Genomic DNA, 18,489 nt, shown 5'->3' with positions numbered 1-18,489 from the left:
GTAGACCATCGTGAGCAGCGAGAACTCTTCGGCGGACGACGCGCGTCAGGTCTGGGACGTCGTCGTGGTGGGCGCGGGACCGGCGGGGGCCTCGGCCGCCTACGCGGCGGCGGTCGCGGGGCGGCGCGTGCTGTTGCTGGAGAAGGCGGAGCTGCCCCGCTACAAGACGTGCGGCGGCGGCATCATCGGTCCCTCGCGCGACACTCTTCCGCCCGGCTTCGACCTTCCCTTCCAGGACCGTGTGCACGCGGTGACGTTCTCCCACAACGGGCGGTTCACCCGGACCCGGCGCTCCCGGCAGATGCTGTTCGGGCTGATCAACCGGCCCGAGTTCGACCAGCAGCTCGTCGAGCACGCGCAGAAGGCGGGCGCCGAGCTGCGTACCGGGGCGACGGTGACACGGGTGGAGCAGCACGGGTCGGCGGTGCCGGACCGTCGTACGGTCGCCGTCGTCCTGCAGGGCGGGGAGACGGTGCTGGCGCGGGCCGTCGTCGGCGCGGACGGCAGCGCCAGTCGGATAGGCGCGCACGTCGGGGTGAAGCTCGACCAGGTCGACCTCGGCCTGGAGGCGGAGATCCCGGTGCCTCAGACGGTCGCCGAGGACTGGAAAGGGCGGGTCCTCATCGACTGGGGGCCGCTGCCGGGCAGTTACGGCTGGGTCTTCCCCAAGGGCGACACCCTGACGGTCGGTGTGATCTCGGCGCGCGGCGAGGGCGCGGCGACCAAGCGGTACCTGGAGGACTTCGTCGGGCGGCTCGGCCTCGCCGGTTTTGAGCCGAGCATCTCCTCCGGCCATCTGACGCGCTGCCGTGCCGACGACTCGCCGCTGTCGCGCGGCCGGGTCCTGGTGTGCGGGGACGCGGCGGGGCTCCTGGAGCCGTGGACGCGGGAGGGCATCTCCTTCGCGCTGCGCTCGGGACGGCTCGCGGGGGAGTGGGCGGTGCGGATCTCCGAGGCGCACGACGCCGTGGACGCGCGCAAGCAGGCCCTGAACTACGCGTTCGCGATCAAGGCCGGGCTGGGCGTCGAGATGAGCGTGGGCAAGCGCATGCTGGCGATCTTCGAACGCCGGCCGGGACTCTTCCACGCGGCCCTGACCGGTTTCCGTCCCGCCTGGAAGGCGTTCAGGGACATCACACAGGGCTCGACCTCGCTGGGCGAGCTGGTCCGCGGCCACCCGCTGGCGCAGCGGGCGCTGGCGGCGATGGACCGCCGGCAGCCCGTGAGCGGGACGGACTCCACGGGCGCTGCGGGCACCACGGCCGGCGCGGGTGCCACGAGCACCCCGGGCTCCGCGGGCTCCGCGGGCTCCCCGGGCTCCGCGGGTGACGAGGCCGGTTCCTGATCCGAGGGCCGGCGGACGGTCGCCGCTCGGTGTCCCGGCCTGTCGCCGGAGGCTGTGGACGGGGCGTCGAGGACCGGGAGACGCCCTTCTTCCGCCACGACGCGGAGCGGCCTCATCGACGCGGTGGGCCAGGTCTCCGGTGGCGGACGCTGTCGGCGCATCGTGTCGCAGGACGCTGAGGGGAGCGAATGTCCCGGCGGCACGCCGCCTGCGCGCTGCGTTGCGTTGCGTTGCTGGGAAGCTCCCATCGAGGTCCTCAAGGCGCGTGCCTGGCAGCACTCGGACGAGATCGCCCAGCGTCTCCATGATGGGGCGACGGGGCCCGGGGACACCGTAAGCGCGGTCGGCGAGGGCATCCGGCGCAGCGCCCCGCTGATCACCGCGGCGGCCGGCATCCTCGCGCTGTCCTTCCTGTCGTACGCCACCGGCGGCGTCGTGTTCCTCAAGGAACTGGGGATCGGCACGGCCCTGACGATCCTCGTCGACGCCACCCTCATCCGGGTGGTGCTGCTGCCCGTGACGATGCGGCTCGCGGGGCGCGCGAACTGGTGGGCGCCCCGCGAGCGCTGCGCCGCTTCCGGGTGACGGAGGCACCGGCGCGGACACCGGCGCCGGACGGACGGGGCGGTCCGGACGGTCGGGGCGGTCCGGACGGTCGGGGCGGTCCGGGGGGTCCGGGTGGTCCGGACGAGGAGGACGTGCTTCGCGGGGAGTACGTGTGATCGCCACGCGCGCATGACGCCGCCCCCGGCATCCGGCGTCCAGCGCGGCGGTCATGGACCGACGCCGTGAGCGCGGGGGCGGGCTGCCGCAGTGGTGGCGGCACGGGCCCCCGTGGTGGAACCAACGGGGGGACGAGGAGCGCCATCCCCGCAGGCCCTGGCGTTCCACGGCGCTGACCACGGCGCCTGATCGCCGAGTCGCGGCTCGCTCCAAGGGGCCCGCCGCGGTCGGCGCGCTGTCCCGGCTCGCCGAGCGGGAGCGCGAGGTGATGGCCCCGGTCGGCATCGGCCCGGCCAACGAGGAGATCGCCCCGCCCGGTCGTCAGTCCTCTCATCGCCAAGACCCATGTCAGCCGCACCATGGTGAAGCCGGGTGCCCGTGACCGGGCCCAACTGGTCGTGTCGGCCTACGAGTCGGGGTTGGTGCGGCCGGGCCGGCTGGGCTGATCGCCGCTCCCGAACCGGACCAGCACGCTCACCACGCGGCTGAGGAACACCACGACGGCCAGTGCCGCACCCGAGCCGACGAGCACGTCCCGCGTGCCGGCCGGCAGCCCGAAGACACAGCCCGGACCCGCCACCGCTCCGAACAGCACGGCTGCCGCGAACGCCGCGCTGCACAGCGCGTATCCGATCTCCACCGTGATCGCGTCCCGCTCACCCTGCGTACGCCGTCTCCCGTGACTGGTCATACCGGCGAGTGTCGCAGCCGTACGTCCGGCGGGTCGTGCCACGTCGGCCCGGCGCGCGCAGGCGCTGCGCTGCGCACGCCCCGAGGTTCCGCTGCGGCCGGCCGCCCTGCTCAGCTCCAGGTGACGCCCGACGCCTCGCGCCACAGCGCGGCGAGGGAGGCGTCCCCGGTCACCTCCGGGACCGGCCCCCGGTTCCACAGCGCCGGGTACAGCAGCGCGGCGGGCCCGGCCAGCTCACAGTCGGCGTCCCCGGCGTCGTGCCGCTCCGTCACCGGTGGCTCCTCCGACAGCCGTACCGTCCACACGGCGCCGGGCGCGTCCGTCGCCCGCACCCGCAGCGTGCGGGGCTCCTCGGTGCGGACGGCGCTCTTCGGGCGGGCGTGGAGGGCGCACAGCAACTCGTCGATGCCGTCGATCGCGAAGTCGGGTGCGATGCCGGTGGGGTCGCCGCCCCCGGCCGACTCGGCGTCGATCCGGTGCACGGTCGTCTCGTGGGCCTGCCGCCGGGCCCAGAACGCGAGGGGTGAGGGCGCGGGCAGGAAGTGCCAGCAGCGCACGTCGGGCGAGGCGCCGGCCAGGGTGCCGACGAGTTGCCCGTGCCCCTCCTTGAACCAGGTCAGGAGCGCGGTGCCGTCGAGGTCGGGGAGCCCGCCGTCGGGGTGGTAGGAGGTGTGCCCCTCGGCGACGAACGCCGCCGCCCAGCGGTGCACCATCCCCGTGTGCCGCAGCAGGTCCCGCACCTGCCAGCCGGGACAGGTCGGCACCTTGGCGTCGGTGCCGGCCGCCTCGGCGGCCACGGCCAGCAACTGGCCCTCACGCTCCAGGGTTTCAATGAACGCGGCAGTCTCCATGGCAGTGAGTGTGCCTCATGGAGCGGGCTCGAAGGGCCCCGGCGGGAGGCCCGGCCCCGGCGGTGGAGCGGGCGCCGGCCGACACCGCCGCCCGCCGCCGTCGCGCAACCGGTCGACGCAACCGGCCGATGCGGCCCTGCCGGAAAACCTCGCACTCGGGGCGGTCCTGCACCTTGCAGCGGTGGGGGCGGGTACGGCGATGCTGCGGGCACTCGTCCGTACGCGGCTGGTGTCATCGAAGCCGTAGCCCGGTTCTCTCCGGCGTGCGTCACTCGGCAGGGCGAGCGCTTCAACGGGCCGAAAGGCGCCACGTGAAGTTCTGGCCGGTGGTGACGGGCGGACAGGAAGTGGAGGGGCGGGGCCTGGGCCGAGGAGCACCGGCAGGAGCGGGCTGCGGCTCAGCCCGCCGGCGCCGCCCGCCGGGTCGCGGCCGCGACGAGCACCGCCACCGCCGCGAGCGCCGCCACGCTGGTGAGCGCGGTCGGCAGGGAGAACCAGTCGGCCATGAAGCCGATCGCGGGCGGCCCGAGCAGCATGCCGCCGTAGCCCAGCGTGGACGCGGTCGCGACGCCGCCGGGGCCGCCCAGCGCGCCGGCCCGTTCGACCGCCACCGGGAAGATGTTGGCGAGCCCGAGTCCGGTGATCGCGAAGCCGAACAGGGCCGCCCACACGGACGGGGCGAGTGAGCCGAGCAGCATGCCGGCCACGGCGATCGTGCCACCGGCCACCACCGTCGTCGTCCGCCCCAGGCGCTCCAGCAGCGTCGTGCCGGTCAGCCTGCCCACCGTCATGGCGAGCGCGAAGCAGGAGTAGCCCGCCGCGGCGACGCCCGGTGAGGCGTCGAGGTCCTGCTCCAGGTGCAGGGCACCCCAGTCGGCCATGGCGCCCTCGCCGTACGCCGTGCACAGGGCGATCAGGCCGAAGGTGATGACGAGGCGGCGCGTCCGGCGGTCGAGCCGGCGCGGGGCGCCGTCGTCCTCGGGCGCGCGGTCCGGCGGCGCGGCGGGCTCGCAGCGCAGCAGGGCGCGGCCCGCGACCAGGGTGACGAGCAGGCCTATCACGGTGAGACCGAGCAGGTGCCGCGTCGGCGACAGCGATCCGGCGACGAGCCCGCCGAGACCCGCGCCGACCATGCCGCCGAGGCTGAACGCCGCGTGGAAGCTGGGCATGATCGGGCGCCGCAGTACGGCCACCAGATCGACGGCGGCGCTGTTGAAGGCGACGTTGATGCCGCCGTACGCGCTGCCGAACACCAGCAGTACGGCGCCGAGGGCGAGCGCGGAGTGGGTGAGCGGGGGCAGGGCGATGCTGAGGCAGAGCAGGACCGCGCAGGCGACGGTGACGGGGTGGCTGCCGTAACGGCGGCACAGTCGTCCGGTGAGCGTCATCGTGACGACGGCACCCGTCGAGACACCGAGCAGCGCCATCCCCAGGGCGCTGGCGGAGGCACCGGTCTGCTCCTTGATGGCGGGGATCCGGACGACCCAGCCGGCGAAGACGAAGCCGTCGAGGGCGAAGAAGGCGGTCAGAGCGGTGCGGAGGCGGGTGAGGTCGTTGCGGGGACCCGGCACGGCGCTGTGCGAACGGGTTTTGTTTACTTGCGGCACAAAGTCAGGCTAGGGGTGCCGCCGGGACGGGGCAAGGGGACCCGGTGGGGTTGCCGACGTGCTGGTGCCCGGTGCGCACGCGGGCGCCGCCGGGCTCGGTCACCCGGTCGACGGCCGTTTCTCGCATGCGTCGCCGGTCCTCAGGGGCGCTTCAGGTGTGCGTCGCCGGGCTCGGTCACCGGGCCCTCGTCGATTCAGGTGCGCGCCGCCGGTCCCGCCGTGCTCTCCCGGACCAGGAGCCGGTGCGGTGCCTTCACCTCCGCCGGCGGGGGCGCCGAGCCGTCGATCACGCCGAGCAGAGTGCTGACCGCCGTGCGCGCGATCTGGGCCTTGTCCGGGGCGACGGTGGTCAGGGACGGCGAGCTGTAGCGCCCCTCCTGGATGCCGTCGACCCCGACGACGGCGATGTCGTCGGGCACCCGCACTCCAGCCCGGGTCAGCGCGTGCATGGCGCCGATGGCCAGCAGGTCGTTGTAGCAGAAGACGGCGTCGGGTGGCTCGGGCAGGGCCAGCAGGCGTTCCATGGCCTCGGCGCCGAGGTGGCGATGGAAGCGCGGGGTGGGGACGATCAGCTCCTCGTCGACGGTGAGCCCGGCCCGCTCCAGCGCCAGGCGGTACCCGATCGTGCGCAGCTGCGCGGTCTCGCCGGTGCTGTAGGGCTGGTCGCCGATGGCCGCGATGCGGCGTCGGCCGAGGGCGAGCAGATGCTCCGTCGCCTCCCGGGCCGCGGTCACGTTGTCGATCGCCACATGGTGGAGGCTGCCGTTGAAGATGTGCTCGCCGAGCAGCACGACGGGCACCCTGTTGGTGCGCAGCCGCAGCTCGTCCGCGGAGATGGCCAGCGGGCTCAGCAGAAGACCGTCGAACATCGTGGCGCGCGACTCGCGGCCGAGCAGTTCCCGCTCGCGCTCGCCGTCGCCGTCGGTCTGGTCGAGCATGACCACGTACCCGTGGGCGCGGGCGGCGGTGATGACCTCACGGGCCAGCTCGGCGAAGTAGGGCACGTCCAGCTCGGGCACGACCAGCGCGATCATGCCGCTGCGGCCGCGGCGGAGATTGCGCGCCACCAGGTTCGGCCGGTAGTCGAGCTCGTCGAGCGCCGCCTGCACCCGGACCCGCAGCTCGTCGGAGACGGGCACCGAGCCGTTGACCACGTTGGACACGGTGCGAATCGAGACTCCGGCACGTCGGGCGACGTCGCGGAGCGTGGAGCCGGCCATCCGGTTCCCCCTCACGGCCCTCACGGGCCTTCGGTCGGCAGCATCTCGGGCCGCGCCGGTGCGGACCAGCGCTGACGCAGGTTGATGTTACTCAGCTATTGCATCGTTGCAAAAGGCGCAGCATCATCTCTGCATCGTTGCAAAGCGAGGGGCGGCGGCGCGGGTGTACCGCTGCGCCGACGACGCCTGCGCGCGGTCCGGGCCGCCGCCTGCGTGCATCCCGCGCCTCGCGCCCCTCCTTCCCGTTCCGTCCGTCCGTCCCGTCCCGTTCCGTCTTGTTGTATTCCGTCTTGCTCTGTCCGTCCGGCTCAAGTCCTCCCCGCTTCGTCCTCCCCGCTTCGTTCCTCCCTCTCAGGTCTCTCCTCTCAGACCTCTCCCCTCCGTTCTTTCCTCGACTCAGCCCCGATTCCCGACCCAGGAGCCGTGCCCATGTCCAGACCATCCGTCCCACGTCGCAGCGTCCTGCGCGGTGCCCTCGGCGCCGGCACGCTCGCCGTCGCCGCCGGCCCCCTCGCGGCCTGCGCCCCGGGCTCCTCCGGGTCCGAGCCGCGCAAGCTCGCCGGGACGCCCGGTGCGTCGGCCAAGGGCGAGATCACCATCTGGAACCGCTCGGGCGACCTGTTCAAGGTCTTCGACGCGGCCATCGACGCCTTCCGCAAGGCGTACCCGGACATCAAGGTCAACCACCAGGCCGTCGACATCGACGCCAAGCTCGCCAACACCCTGATCAGCGGCACCGACCTGCCGGACGGCAGTTTCTGGGACGACGCCAAGATCGGTGGGCAGGCGGAGCACCTGTACGACCTGACGGACCTGATCGCGCCCTACCGCGACAAGACCTCGGCGTACAAGCTGTCGGTCAACACCGTCGGCGGCCGGATCTACGGCGTGCCCTGGGACCTCGACCCGGGACTGCTCTGGTACCGCGAGGACCTGCTGGAGGACGCCGGCGTCGACCCGGCGGGTCTGAAGACCTACGACGACCTGCTGGCGGCGGCCCGGTCACTGCGGGAGAAGAACCCCGACGCCCGCCCGATCCACATGGAGAAGGACCCCTTCCTCGGCCAGCTGTGGCTGGAGATGCTCGCGGGCCAGCAGGGCACCAGCCTCGCGGACGCGGACGGAAAGGTGCGGCTGGACTCCAGGGAGTACCGCAACATCCTGGGCTGGATACGGGACGCCGTCGACGACGACCTGGTCACCCATACCGAGTACCTCAAGCAGGCGGACCTCGCCGCCTTGGAGAACGGGCAGCAGGCACTGGTCCCGTGGGCGGTGTGGTGGTCCTTCGCGCCGCAGCAGCTGCTGAAGAAGGGCAAGGGCAAGTGGCGGGCCGCCCCGCTGCCTGCCTGGTCACCGGGCGGTGCGCGCAGCGGCGCCATGGGCGGCAGCAGCTTCATCATCCCGGCGAAGGCGAAGAACCCGGAACTGGCCTGGCTGCTCTACGAGTTCCTGTGCTTCAAGGAGCCCGGCTACAGCGCGGTGTACGGGCCGGGCGAGGTCTACCCGGACGGCCTGACCACCTCCGTGCCGAGCTACGGGCCCGCCCGCCGTCCAGACCGGCCGCTGTTCGAACCGGTGGCCGCGCTCGGTGGACAGAACCTGTGGAAGGTGGCCGTCAACGCGGCCGAGACCATCCCGCCCGCCGCGCCGATCCCCGCCTGGTGGGCCAAGTCGGTCGACTACCTCGGCGACAACCTCCAGCGGTTGATCGAGGGGAAGATGGCCCCTGACGACGTCATCGACGACTCCACCAAGAAGATCCAGCGCAACCTGGTGGACCGCGCATGACGTCCGGCACCCTCACCCCGCCGCGCAGCAAGGGGAGGCCCCCGGCAGCGCCGCGCCCCGTCCGCTCCCGCCGCCGGCTCCTCCTCGCGCCCTACCTGTTCGTCGCGCCGTTCTACGTGGTCTTCGCCGCGTTCGGCCTGTACCCGCTCGTCTTCGCGCTCCAGTTGAGCTTCACCAACTGGAAGGGCGCCGGCGAGGCGCGCTTCATCGGCCTGGAGAACTACACCTACCTGCTCACCAGCGAGGAGTTCTGGTCCTCGCTGGGCAACAGCGCGGTGATGTGGCTGCTGATCGTGCCGCTGCAGATCGTCGGGGGACTGGCCGCGGCCGTCCTGCTGGCCAACGCGCGACTGCGGTTGCGCGGCATGTTCCGGGTCGCCTTCATCGCGCCGTTCGTCACCCCGCTGGTGGCGATGGCCCAGGTGTGGATCGTGGCCTTCGACACGGACTACGGGCTGGTCAACCACCTGCTCAACCTCGTCGGCCTGCCCGACATCGACTGGCTCCAGTCGACCGCGTGGGCCAAACCGACCCTGGCGCTGCTGTTCCTGTGGAAGACCACCGGGTTCGCGATCATCATCCTGCTCGCCGGACTCCAGGCCGTGCCCGCCGACGTGTACGAGGCCGCCGCCCTCGACGGAGCCTCCCGCAAGCGGCAGTTCTGGTCGCTGACACTGCCGCTGGTGCGCCGCAGCATCGCCTTCCTCGTGGTGATCCAGACCCTCGCGGTGTTCCAGATGTTCGCCGAGCCCTACGTCGTCACCCAGGGCGGCCCGTACGGCTCGACCACCACCGGCGGGCTCTACCTCTACAACCACATCACGGCGTCCGACCTCGGGACCGGCGCCGCGAACTCCTTCCTGCTCGTCCTGCTGGTGTTCGCCCTGTCCCTGCTGTCCGTGCGCCTGCTCCGCTCCCGAGACGAGTGACCATGACCAGCCAGACCAACGAAAGCAAGAGCCGGCTCCCAGCCGGCCAGGAACGACGGAGCCGGCGGAGCGCCGGCGAGGAGGGTGGCGGCGGGCGGCGCACGAGTCTCTCCCAGCCGAGGCCGGGCCCGTTCCAGTACCTCGTGCTCGGCCTCCTGGCCGTCGTGTTCGTCTACCCCATCTGGTGGGCCGTCAGCTCCTCGCTGAAGCCGCCGACCGACATCGTCCGCGACCCGCTGTCCTTCTCGCTCGGCAGCGCCACGCTGGACAACTACCGGGCGATGTTCGACGACGTGCCGATCGGCACCGGCTTCGTCAACACCGTGCTCGTCGTGGCCGTCAAGGGCGCGATGACCATGTTCTTCTGCCCGCTGGCCGGCTACGCCTTCGCCAAGTACCGCTTCCCCGGCAAGAACCTGCTGTTCGGCGTGCTGATGCTCACCCTGATGCTGCCGACCCTGGTGCTGGTCATTCCGCTGCTGCTGGAGATGAGCGAGCTGGGCTGGGTCAACACCTACCAGGCCCTGATCCTGCCCGGCAGCATCGACGCCTTCAGCATCTTCTGGATGCGGCAGACCATCGCCGCGGTCCCCGACGAACTCCTCGACGCCGGACGCGTCGACGGGGCGAGCGAGTTCGGCATCTTCGCCCGGATCGTGGTGCCCGTCATCCGGCCCGGGATCGCGGCGCTGGGCGTGCTGACCGCCATGAACATCTACAACGACTTCGTCTGGCCGGTCGTCGCCGTCAACGACGAGAGCCACCAGACCCTCCAGGTCGTCCTGTCCACCCTGGCGCAGAACGTCACCGGCAACCGCGTCGGCGCCGACTTCGCCACCGTCTGGGGCGAACTCCTCGCCGCCGGGAGCATCGCGATGCTGCCCGTGCTCGCCCTGTTCGTCCTGCTGCAACGCCACTTCATCAACGGGATCCTCGCGGGCAGCGTCAAGGGCTGACGCCCCGTCGGCCCCGCCTTCCCACCACACCCGCGCACCGAATCGGAGCTCACACACCCATGACCGTCCCTCGCCCCGAATACCCCCGCCCCCACTTCGACCGCTCCCACGCCTGGCTCACCCTCAACGGCACCTGGGAGTTCCGCGCCGACCCCGCCGGGCACCACAGCGCCGACGCCGCCGACGGATACGACCGCCGGATCACCGTGCCCTTCGCCTGGGAGACCCCGGCCTCCGGCATCGCCGAGCACTGGCTGCAGACCGCCTGGTACCGGCGCACGTTCACCGTGCCGGCCGCCTGGGCCGGACAACGCGTCGTGCTGCACTTCGGCGCCGTGCACCACGCGGCCACGGTCTGGGTGAACGGCACCGAGGTGGCCCACCACGAGGGCGGCTACACGCCCTTCGCCGCCGACGTCACCGACGCGCTCGGCGAGGGGGAGCAACTGCTCACCGTGCGCGTCCACGCCCCCGCGGACAAGCGGGACATCGCCCACGGCAAACAGCGCAGCATGCCCCGCGACGACTACGACGGCGTCTGCTTCACCCCGTCCTCCGGCATCTGGCAGAGCGTCTGGCTCGAGTCCCGCCCCGCCACCCACCTCGCCTCGCTGCGCCTGCGCCCGAACGGCGACCTGACGGGCATCACCGTCGAGGCCGCCGTGCACGGCCCCGCGGCGGACCGCGCCGAACTGCGGCTGAGCGTACGCGGCGAGGCCACCGCCGTCACGGCGACCGTCGACCCCGACGGGTGGGTCCGCACCGAACTCCTGCTCCCCGCCGCCCGCCCGTGGTCGCCCGAAGACCCGCACCTGTACTACGTCGACGCCGAACTGACCACCACCGACGGCACCGATCGCGCCACCGCCTACACCGGCCTGCGCACCATCACCGTGGACGGCGAGGACCTGTACCTCAACGGGCGGAGGCTGTTCGTGCGCGGTGTCCTCGACCAGGGCTACTGGCCCGAGACCGGCATCACCGCCCCCGACGACACCGCCCTGCGCCGCGACCTCGAACTCGCCGCCGAGGCCGGCTACAACCTCGTACGCAAGCACCTCAAGCTAGAGGACCCCCGCTTCGTGCACCACGCCGACACGCTCGGCATGCTCCTGTGGGCCGAACCCGCCTCGCCCGGCCGCTTCTCGCCCGCCTCCGTCGCCGCCTTCGCCGACCAGATCGAGCCGATGGTCGAACGCGACGGCAACAGCCCCGCCATCGTCATCTGGGGCCTGTACAACGAGGAGTGGGGCCTGGACTGGGACATCCCGGGCGACGAGGCCAAGCAGCGCGCGACCGCCGACGCCTACGACCGCCTCAAGGCCCTCGACGCCACCCGCCCGGTCGTCGACAACTCCGGCTGGACCCACGTCAGGACCGACCTGCTCGACTGGCACTACTACGACGAGAGCGCCGCCTCCTGGGCCACCACGGTGGCCGACCTGCTCTCCGGCGCCCGCGACGACTTCCCCGTCAAACTCGGCCCCGACCACATCGTCCACAAGAAGCTCGCCGTCCCGGGACAGCCCCTGCGCGGCCTGCCCAACCTCAACAGCGAGTACGGCGGCGGCTTCACCGGCCTGGACCGCGCCTGGCACCTGCGCTGGCAGACGCAGGAACTGCGCCGCCACGACCGGCTCGCGGGATACGTCTACACCGAGCTGTACGACATCGAGCACGAGAGCGCCGGGCTGCTGGACTTCCGGCGCGCCGCCAAGGACCTCGCCGGCGTCGACCCGGCCCACGCCAACGCGCCGACGACGCTCGTCCTGGACGTGACCCCGGTGGCACCGGGCCGCGACCTGCTCACCGCCACCCCGGACCTCACGGTCGACGTGCGCGTCTCCCACCACGGGACCGACCCGGTCGCCGGCACCCTGCACACCACCTGGACCCCTGTGTACGCCAGGACACCCGACGACCCCGGCAGCGCCGTTCCCGGCTGCCGCGCGGAGGCGAAGCCGTACGTCCTCGGCGCGCCCGTCACCGTGCCCGCCACGCTCCCCGAGGGCTGGACCAGCGGCCGACTCCACCTGGCGCTGGTCGTGGACGGCACCGTCACCGCCCGCACCGCGCTGGACGTGGACACCCGCACCGAGCCCCACATCGGCGACGACCCGTCGGCCCGCACCACCGACTGACCCGCACCACCCGGCACCCAGCCCGAAGGAGATCCATGCGCAACCTCCTGCCCAGACGCCGGTCACCGGCCCTGCTCGGCGTCCTCGCCCTCGTCGCGGCACTGCTGTCCCTGTGGGCACAGCCCGCCTCGGCGGCCCCCACCGGCCAGGTCCTGGCATCCCCCGACCAGGCGGCCCACCCGCAGGGCGACGACAGCTACCCGCGCGCCGTCCGCCTCGACCACGACGGCTCGGCGGGCCGGACCATGCTGGCCACCTACGCCCGGCGCAACCAGGGCGCCACCAACACCCTGCCCGTCCACCGCAGCACCGACGGCGGCCGCACCTGGAGCACCACGCCGATCTCCACGATCACCTCCCACACCCCCGGCTGGGACATCGAGGCACCGGTCCTCTACGAGGTGCCGCGCACCGCGAACGGCCTGAACCAGGGCGACCTGCTCGCCGCCGGCACCGCCTGGCAGGCCGGTGACTACACCACGCAGCGGGTCGAGGTCTTCAAGAGCACCGACCACGGACAGAGCTGGCAGTACCTCTCCGACTGCACCCGCACCAGCGGCCTGCCCGACACCATCGGGCACGGCATCTGGGAGCCCTGGTTCCTGCTCGCCCCCGACAACAGGCTGGCCTGCTTCATCTCCGACGAGCGGCCCGCGAACAGCCCGACCAACAACCAGGTCATCGGCCACTACACCTCCACCGACGGCGGCCGCACCTGGAGCGGCACCCTCACCCAGGACGTCGCCTTCCCCGCCGACAACCTCGCCCGCCCCGGCATGTCGATCGTCGTCCCGCTGCCGAACGGGCGGTTCATGATGGCGTACGAGATGTGCCGGGACGCCACCGACGCCGACCACGCCTGCGAGGTGTACACCAAGACCAGCCCCGACGGCCTGAACTGGGCGCCCGCCGACAACCCCGGCACCCTGGTGCGCACCGCCGACGGCAGGGAACTGCTGCACACCCCGTACCTGGCCTGGGTACCGGGAGGCGGCCCCGACGGCACCCTGCTGATGTCCGGCCAGCGCGTCGTCACCGGGCCCACCGGGAACAAGGCCGTGATGGCGGAGTCCGGCACCGTGCTGTTCGCCAACACCGACCTCGGCGCGGGAGAGTGGACCGAGATCGAGGCCCCGGTCCTGACCGCCCCGACCGGCGGGTACAACCCCGGCGAGCCCTCCTGCCCGGGCTACAGCTCACCCATCGTGCCGCGCGCCGACGGCACCTCCTTCCTCTACCTGACGGCCACCTGGCTCGGCACCGGGAACCAGTGCCAGATCCGCTTCGGCACCGGCACGCTCGGCGGTCCCGTCGGCCAGGTCACCACGCCGTGGGTGGCGGGCAAGTGCCTCGACGTCGACACCAACACCAGCGGCAACGGCCGCGCCGCCCAGCTGTGGGACTGCAGCACCGCCACCGGCCAGCGCTGGTCCCTCGCCCCGGACGGCACCCTGCGCGCGTTCGGCAGGTGCCTGGACATCGACGGCAACGGCACGGCCAACTTCACCAAGGTCCAGCTGTGGGACTGCGCCCCGGGCGTCGGCGGCCAGCAGTGGCGCCACCGGTCCGACGGCTCCCTGCTGAACCCGCAGTCCGGCAGGTGCCTGGACATCCCCTCCGGTGCCACGGCCAACGGCACGAAACTGCAGATCTACGACTGCAACGGCCTCGGCACCCAGAAGTGGAACCTGCCGGCGTAACCGGCGACGGGGGGCGAAGGCCGCGCTCCGGCCGTCGCATACGCTCGACATCACCATGAAGAGCAACCTCACCCCCCTGGAGCCGAAGGCCGACAAGGCCACGGTCAGACGGCACAACCTCAGCCTGGTCCTGAGGGCCGTGCACGACGCGGGGGAGTCGACCAGGGCCGGCATCGCCACACACGTCGGACTGACGCGCGCGGCGGTGTCGTCCCTGGTCGAGCAGTTGCTGGAGTACGGCTTCGTCTCCGAATGGGGCAAGACCAGCAGCGGTCAGGCGGGACGGCCCGGCACCGTCCTCAAGGTGTCCCGGTCGGGCCCGGCGGGCCTCGGTGTCGAGATCAACATCGACTACATCACCGTGTGCGTCGTCGACCTCGCCGGCACCGACCGGGTCCGGCTCGTGGAGCACTTCGACAACCGCGGGGTCCAGCCCTCCGAGGTGCTGGCACGCGCGGCCCGGCTGGCGGCGCGCGCCATCGGATCGGCGGCCGAGCAGGACCTCGCCCCGGCCGGCGTGCACGTCGCGCTGCCCGGCCTGGTCACCGGCGGCACCGTGCGCCAGGCTCCCAACCTCGGCTGGCAGCGGGTCGCCGTCGAGGGCCTCTTCGCCCAGGCCCTGCTCGCGCTGCGCCCCGCGCACCGCCCCCTTCCGGTCAGCTCCGACAACGAGGCCAACGCCGCCGCCCTCGCCGAGCTGTGGTTCGGCGCGGGCACCGAGGGCGTGCGCAGCTTCCTGTACCTGACCGGCGAGATCGGCATCGGCGGCGCTTTCGTGCTGGGGGGCGAGCTGCTGCGCGGTGCGCACGGCTTCGCCGGGGAGATCGGGCACATGGTCGTCGATCCCGACGGCCCGCTGTGCCGGTGCGGGGCCCGCGGCTGCCTGGAGCAGTACGCCGGACAGGCCGCGCTGCTGAAGGCCGCGGGCATCGACGCGGACGCCGGCGTGCAGGGCGTCGCCGAGCTGGAACGCCGGGCCCGGCGGGGCGAGCCGTCCGCGCTGGCGGCGATCGAGGGGGCCGGGCGCCGGCTGGGCGTCGTGGTGTCGGGCGCGGTGAACCTCTTCGACCCCGACGCGGTCATGCTCGGCGGTGTCTACCGGGAGCTGATGGACTGGCTCGCGCCCGCCGTCGACCGCGAGCTCGCGCTCCGCGTGGTCTCCGGACTGTGGACCGAGGACGGGAAGCGGCTGCGGGCCTCCTCGTCCCTCGGTGACGCGGCCCGGGGCGCGGCCGGCGTGATCGTCCGCGAGGTCCTGGCCGACCCCGTGGCGTACGCGGAGCGGGACGCGAGCTGACGCGGGGGCGTCTCGCGGCCCCCGCGCCGGCCGGTCCTCACGCGCGGTGCGCGGCGATCATCTCCCGGTACCAGCGGTAGCTGTCCTTCGGGGTGCGCTTCTGCGTGTCGTAGTCGACCCGGACGATGCCGAAGCGCTTGTCGTAGCCGTACGCCCACTCGAAGTTGTCCAGCAGCGACCACACGTAGTACCCGCGTACGTCGACCCCCGCCTCCATCGCCGCCCGCAGCGCGGTGAGGTGGTCACGCAGGTAGGCGACGCGGTCGGTGTCGTGCACCGCGCCGTCGGCGGCGACCGTGTCGTCCTCCGCCGAGCCGTTCTCCGTGATGTGGACCGGTGGCAGCGCGTCGCCGTACTGCTTCTTCAGCTGCACGAGCAGGTCGGTGAAGCTGTCCGGGACGACCGGCCAGTCCATCGCCGTGTGCCGCACGCCCGCGTGCCGGACCTCCGCGTAGCGGTTGTCCGTCGCCACCCGCCGCGCCGGGTCGGCCTCGCGGTGCGGGGCGTCGGCGACGACGATCGGGCGGTAGTAGTTGATGCCGAGGAAGTCCAGCGGCTGGGAGATCAGCTCCAGGTCGCCGTCGAGCCGGAAGTCCGCGCCGGTGATCAGCTGGCCCCAGGTCTCCTCCTCCGTGGCCGGGTAGCGGCCCGCCAGGATCGGTTCGGTCCACACCAGGTTGTGCTGGGTGTCCGCGCGGACCACGGCCGCCAGGTCGGCGGGGGAGTCGGTGGCCGGCAGGTTGCGGTCCAGGTTGAGCGTGATGCCGACCTCGCGCACCCCGGCGGCCCGCAGCGCCCGCACCGCCAGGCCGTGGCCGACCAGCAGGTGGTGAGCCGCGGCCAGGGCGCCCCGGCCCTCCTTGGCGCCGGGGGCGTGCCGCCCGATGGAGTAGCCGAGGAAGGCACTGCACCACGGCTCGTTGAGGGTGATCCAGCGCGGCACCCGGTCGCCCAGGTGCTCCGCGACCACGGCCGTGTACTCGGCGAACCGCTCCGCCGTCTCCCGCACCCGCCAGCCGCCCCGGTCTTCCAGGGTCTGCGGCAGGTCCCAGTGGTAGAGCGTGGCGGCCGGCTCGATGCCCGCCGCCAGCAGCTCGTCGACCAGGCGGGAGTAGAAGTCCAGGCCCTTCGCGTTCACCGCTCCCGAACCCTGGGGCACGATGCGCGGCCAGGCGATCGAGAAGCGGTACGAGTCCACGCCCAGGTCGCGCAGCAGCGCCACGTCCTCGGGGTAGCGGTGGTAGTGGTCGCAGGCCACGTCACCGGTGTCGCCGTTCGCCGTCAGGCCGGGGGTGTGGCTGTAGGTGTCCCAGATCGACGGCCCGCGGCCGTCCTCCCGGGCCGCGCCCTCGATCTGGTACGAGGCGGTCGCGGCGCCGAAGACGAAGCCGGACGGGAAGCCGGGGAAGTCAGTCATACGAGAGAGCCCATCTCCTGTGCGGGGTGATCACTTGACGGAACCGCCGGTGATGCCGGCGGCGATGTACTTCTGGGCGAGGACGAGCAGGATCGCCGCCGGCACCGCGGAGAGCACCGAGGCGGCCATCACCGAGCCCCAGTCGCCGACGTGGGCACCGATGTACTGGTAGATGCCCAGCGTCACCGGCTTCACGTCGTCCGTGGTGTTCAGCGTGAGCGCGAACATGAAGTCGCTCCACGAGAACAGGAACGCGAACAGTCCGGAGGTGATCAGGGAGTTGCGGCTCATCGGCAGCACCACCCGCAGGAACGTCCGCACCGGTCCGGCGCCGTCCATCTGCGCGGCCTCGATCACCTCGCCCGGGATCGACACCATGAAGGACCGCATCAGCACGATGGAGAACGGGATGCCCAGCGAGGCGTCCGCCAGCATCAGGCCGAAGTAGGAGTTGACCAGGCCCAGGTCGACGTACGAGTTGTAGAGCGCGTTGGCGATGACGATGCCCGGCACCATCTGGGTGATCAGCGTGCCGAACACGATCGTGCGCGAGCCGCGCAGCCCGAACCGCGCCAGCCCGTACGCCGCCGGAGCCGCGATCGCCAGGCAGATGACGACCGCGCCGAGCGAGACGGCCAGCGAGGTCAGCAGATGCCCGCCCTGGTCGGTGATCGCCTTGGAGAAACCGGACAGGTCCAGGCTGCCCGGCACCGGGTCGACCTGGAGCAGCCCGGCCTCGGGCTGGAGCGCGGTGTTGAGCATCCAGTACAGCGGGAACAGCATCACGCACAGGATGATCACGCCGGCGACGGTGGAACCCCAGCGGCGCCGGGAGGCTGTGGGCGTGTGGGAGGCCATGGACGTCACTTCCCCTCGGTGCGGTTGGCCCGCAGGTAGAACACCGCGAAGACGGCGGAGATCAGGATGAGTACGTTGCCGACGACCGCGCCCGCACCGAAGTCCAGCTGCACGAACGAGTTCTGGTACGTGAGCGTGCCCAGTGTCTGGGTGGCGTCGGCCGGGCCGCCGTCGGTGAGGGCGAGGATCAGGTCGAGGATCTTGACCGTCGACATGAAGCCGAGCACGAGCACCACCGTGATGACGGGCTTGAGCATCGGCAGGGTGACGGAGCGGAAGGTCCGCCACGCCGAGGCACCGTCGAGCGAGGCCGCCTCGTGCAGTTCCTTCGGGATCTCCTGGAGACCGCCGTAGAGGATGACCATGTTGAACGGGATGCCGATCCAGATGTTGACCAGGATGACCGACAGCAGTGCCATTTCCGGACTGGTCAGCCAGGGCGTGTGACCGCCCAGCCCCAGGGTGTCCAGGAACGAGTTCAGCACGCCCGTGTCCTGGTCGAGGATGCGTCGCCAGACGATGCCGGAGACCACCATCGGCACCAGCCAGGGCAGCAGGATCAGCGAGCGCAGCACCCCGTTCAGCGGGAACCGGCGGCTGAAGAACACCGCGAGCGCCATGCCGATGCAGAACTGCCCGAGCAGCGACCCGGCGGTGAAGACGAGCGTGTGCCACAGCGCCTTGCCGAACAGGGCGTCCTGGAACACGTTGGACCAGTTGTCGGCGCCGTTGAAGGGCGCCTCACCGGTGAAGAAGGTCTTCGGCGTGTAGTCCTGGAAGCTCATCACGACGTTGCGGACGAGCGGGTAGCCGAAGAAGAGCAGCATGAAGACGACGGCGGGGGCGACGAACCCCCACTGGGTGAGCCGGCGTCGGCGCCTGAGCCGGTCCGGGTCCGGCGCGGCGGCCGTCCTGGACGCCTTGGCGGGCGTCTGCGCGGTGACGGTGGACGTGGTCATGGGG

General features: G+C 72.2%; 15 protein-coding genes and 1 pseudogene. 9 read left to right on the top strand and 7 right to left on the bottom strand.

The window, feature by feature from the left end; genetic code table 11:
• Positions 1–10: 10 nt before the first annotated feature.
• The 3 genes and pseudogenes from RM812_RS09795 to RM812_RS09780 all read left to right on the top strand — a co-directional run.
• A complete protein-coding gene (locus RM812_RS09795) occupies positions 11–1,345 on the top strand; it encodes a geranylgeranyl reductase family protein (protein ID WP_311572031.1) in 1,335 nt (444 codons plus the stop codon).
• A 225-nt stretch (positions 1,346–1,570) separates the two neighbouring features.
• On the top strand, positions 1,571–1,930 hold the full coding sequence (locus RM812_RS09790) for an MMPL family transporter (protein WP_311572030.1): 360 nt from the start codon (positions 1,571–1,573) through the stop codon (positions 1,928–1,930).
• 317 nt (positions 1,931–2,247) lie between these two features.
• Positions 2,248–2,514: pseudogene (locus tag RM812_RS09780) on the top strand (LuxR C-terminal-related transcriptional regulator); the annotation flags it as partial.
• Here RM812_RS09780 and RM812_RS09775 read toward each other — a convergent pair.
• The 4 genes from RM812_RS09775 to RM812_RS09760 all read right to left on the bottom strand — a co-directional run bounded on the left by RM812_RS09775 (position 2,475) and on the right by RM812_RS09760 (position 6,437).
• The gene (locus RM812_RS09775) at positions 2,475–2,759 is read right to left on the bottom strand and encodes a DUF6332 family protein (protein WP_311572029.1); all 285 of its coding nucleotides are present in this window, start codon (positions 2,757–2,759) and stop codon (positions 2,475–2,477) included. The pseudogene RM812_RS09780 and the gene RM812_RS09775 sit on opposite strands and share 40 nt — an antisense overlap.
• Positions 2,760–2,869: 110 nt before the next feature.
• Positions 2,870–3,610 carry a maleylpyruvate isomerase family mycothiol-dependent enzyme gene (locus RM812_RS09770; RefSeq protein ID WP_311572028.1) on the bottom strand — a complete coding sequence of 247 codons (741 nt, stop codon included), beginning with the start codon at positions 3,608–3,610 and terminating at the stop codon, positions 2,870–2,872.
• A gap of 398 nt (positions 3,611–4,008) precedes the next feature.
• Positions 4,009–5,181, bottom strand: a complete 1,173-nt coding sequence (locus RM812_RS09765; RefSeq protein WP_311572091.1) for an MFS transporter — start codon at positions 5,179–5,181, stop codon at positions 4,009–4,011.
• 230 nt (positions 5,182–5,411) lie between these two features.
• Positions 5,412–6,437, bottom strand: coding sequence for a LacI family DNA-binding transcriptional regulator (locus RM812_RS09760; protein WP_311572027.1), 1,026 nt, complete (start codon positions 6,435–6,437; stop codon positions 5,412–5,414).
• A 429-nt stretch (positions 6,438–6,866) separates the two neighbouring features.
• Here RM812_RS09760 and RM812_RS09755 point away from each other — a divergent pair, with 429 nt between their 5' ends.
• The 6 genes from RM812_RS09755 to RM812_RS09730 are packed head-to-tail and all read left to right on the top strand — an operon-like array spanning position 6,867 to position 15,251.
• The gene (locus tag RM812_RS09755) at positions 6,867–8,228 is read left to right on the top strand and encodes an ABC transporter substrate-binding protein (protein WP_311572026.1); all 1,362 of its coding nucleotides are present in this window, start codon (positions 6,867–6,869) and stop codon (positions 8,226–8,228) included.
• On the top strand, positions 8,225–9,157 hold the full coding sequence (locus RM812_RS09750) for a carbohydrate ABC transporter permease (protein ID WP_311572025.1): 933 nt from the start codon (positions 8,225–8,227) through the stop codon (positions 9,155–9,157). The genes RM812_RS09755 and RM812_RS09750 overlap by 4 nt, the downstream gene beginning before the upstream one ends.
• 2 nt (positions 9,158–9,159) lie before the next feature.
• A complete protein-coding gene (locus RM812_RS09745; protein WP_311572024.1) occupies positions 9,160–10,113 on the top strand; it encodes a carbohydrate ABC transporter permease in 954 nt (317 codons plus the stop codon).
• Positions 10,114–10,172: 59 nt separating this feature from the next.
• A complete protein-coding gene (locus RM812_RS09740) occupies positions 10,173–12,254 on the top strand; it encodes a glycoside hydrolase family 2 protein (RefSeq protein ID WP_311572023.1) in 2,082 nt (693 codons plus the stop codon).
• Between the two features lie 35 nt (positions 12,255–12,289).
• The gene (locus RM812_RS09735; RefSeq protein WP_311572022.1) at positions 12,290–13,954 is read left to right on the top strand and encodes a ricin-type beta-trefoil lectin domain protein; all 1,665 of its coding nucleotides are present in this window, start codon (positions 12,290–12,292) and stop codon (positions 13,952–13,954) included.
• Between the two features lie 55 nt (positions 13,955–14,009).
• Positions 14,010–15,251, top strand: coding sequence for an ROK family protein (locus tag RM812_RS09730; RefSeq protein WP_311572021.1), 1,242 nt, complete (start codon positions 14,010–14,012; stop codon positions 15,249–15,251).
• A gap of 37 nt (positions 15,252–15,288) precedes the next feature.
• Here RM812_RS09730 and RM812_RS09725 read toward each other — a convergent pair whose 3' ends face one another.
• Genes RM812_RS09725 through RM812_RS09715 form a run of 3 tightly spaced genes read right to left on the bottom strand, consistent with a single transcriptional unit; the run spans position 15,289 to position 18,485 of the window.
• Entirely contained in the window at positions 15,289–16,668 is a 1,380-nt protein-coding gene (locus tag RM812_RS09725; RefSeq protein ID WP_311572020.1) for a GH1 family beta-glucosidase, read from the bottom strand.
• 30 nt (positions 16,669–16,698) lie between these two features.
• Positions 16,699–17,526 (bottom strand): carbohydrate ABC transporter permease, encoded by an 828-nt coding sequence (locus tag RM812_RS09720; RefSeq protein WP_311572019.1) that lies wholly within the window; start codon positions 17,524–17,526, stop codon positions 16,699–16,701.
• Between the two features lie 5 nt (positions 17,527–17,531).
• A complete protein-coding gene (locus tag RM812_RS09715) occupies positions 17,532–18,485 on the bottom strand; it encodes a carbohydrate ABC transporter permease (protein WP_311572018.1) in 954 nt (317 codons plus the stop codon).
• Positions 18,486–18,489 lie beyond the last annotated feature (4 nt).

This window comes from Streptomyces lancefieldiae, from assembly GCF_031845825.1.
GTDB lineage: Bacteria > Actinomycetota > Actinomycetes > Streptomycetales > Streptomycetaceae > Streptomyces > Streptomyces lancefieldiae.
This window is presented reverse-complemented; position numbering and strand designations above follow the sequence as displayed.

Bases quoted from the DNA above. Each gene is read 5' to 3' on its own strand.
- RM812_RS09775 (WP_311572029.1), bottom strand. From the start codon at position 2,759: ATGACCAGTCACGGGAGACGGCGTACGCAGGGTGAGCGGGACGCGATC.
- RM812_RS09770 (WP_311572028.1), bottom strand. From the start codon at position 3,610: ATGGAGACTGCCGCGTTCATTGAAACCCTGGAGCGTGAGGGCCAGTTG.
- RM812_RS09760 (WP_311572027.1), bottom strand. From the start codon at position 6,437: ATGGCCGGCTCCACGCTCCGCGACGTCGCCCGACGTGCCGGAGTCTCG.
- RM812_RS09755 (WP_311572026.1), top strand. From the start codon at position 6,867: ATGTCCAGACCATCCGTCCCACGTCGCAGCGTCCTGCGCGGTGCCCTC.
- RM812_RS09750 (WP_311572025.1), top strand. From the start codon at position 8,225: ATGACGTCCGGCACCCTCACCCCGCCGCGCAGCAAGGGGAGGCCCCCG.
- RM812_RS09745 (WP_311572024.1), top strand. From the start codon at position 9,160: ATGACCAGCCAGACCAACGAAAGCAAGAGCCGGCTCCCAGCCGGCCAG.
- RM812_RS09740 (WP_311572023.1), top strand. From the start codon at position 10,173: ATGACCGTCCCTCGCCCCGAATACCCCCGCCCCCACTTCGACCGCTCC.
- RM812_RS09735 (WP_311572022.1), top strand. From the start codon at position 12,290: ATGCGCAACCTCCTGCCCAGACGCCGGTCACCGGCCCTGCTCGGCGTC.
- RM812_RS09730 (WP_311572021.1), top strand. From the start codon at position 14,010: ATGAAGAGCAACCTCACCCCCCTGGAGCCGAAGGCCGACAAGGCCACG.
- RM812_RS09725 (WP_311572020.1), bottom strand. From the start codon at position 16,668: ATGACTGACTTCCCCGGCTTCCCGTCCGGCTTCGTCTTCGGCGCCGCG.
- RM812_RS09720 (WP_311572019.1), bottom strand. From the start codon at position 17,526: ATGGCCTCCCACACGCCCACAGCCTCCCGGCGCCGCTGGGGTTCCACC.
- RM812_RS09715 (WP_311572018.1), bottom strand. From the start codon at position 18,485: ATGACCACGTCCACCGTCACCGCGCAGACGCCCGCCAAGGCGTCCAGG.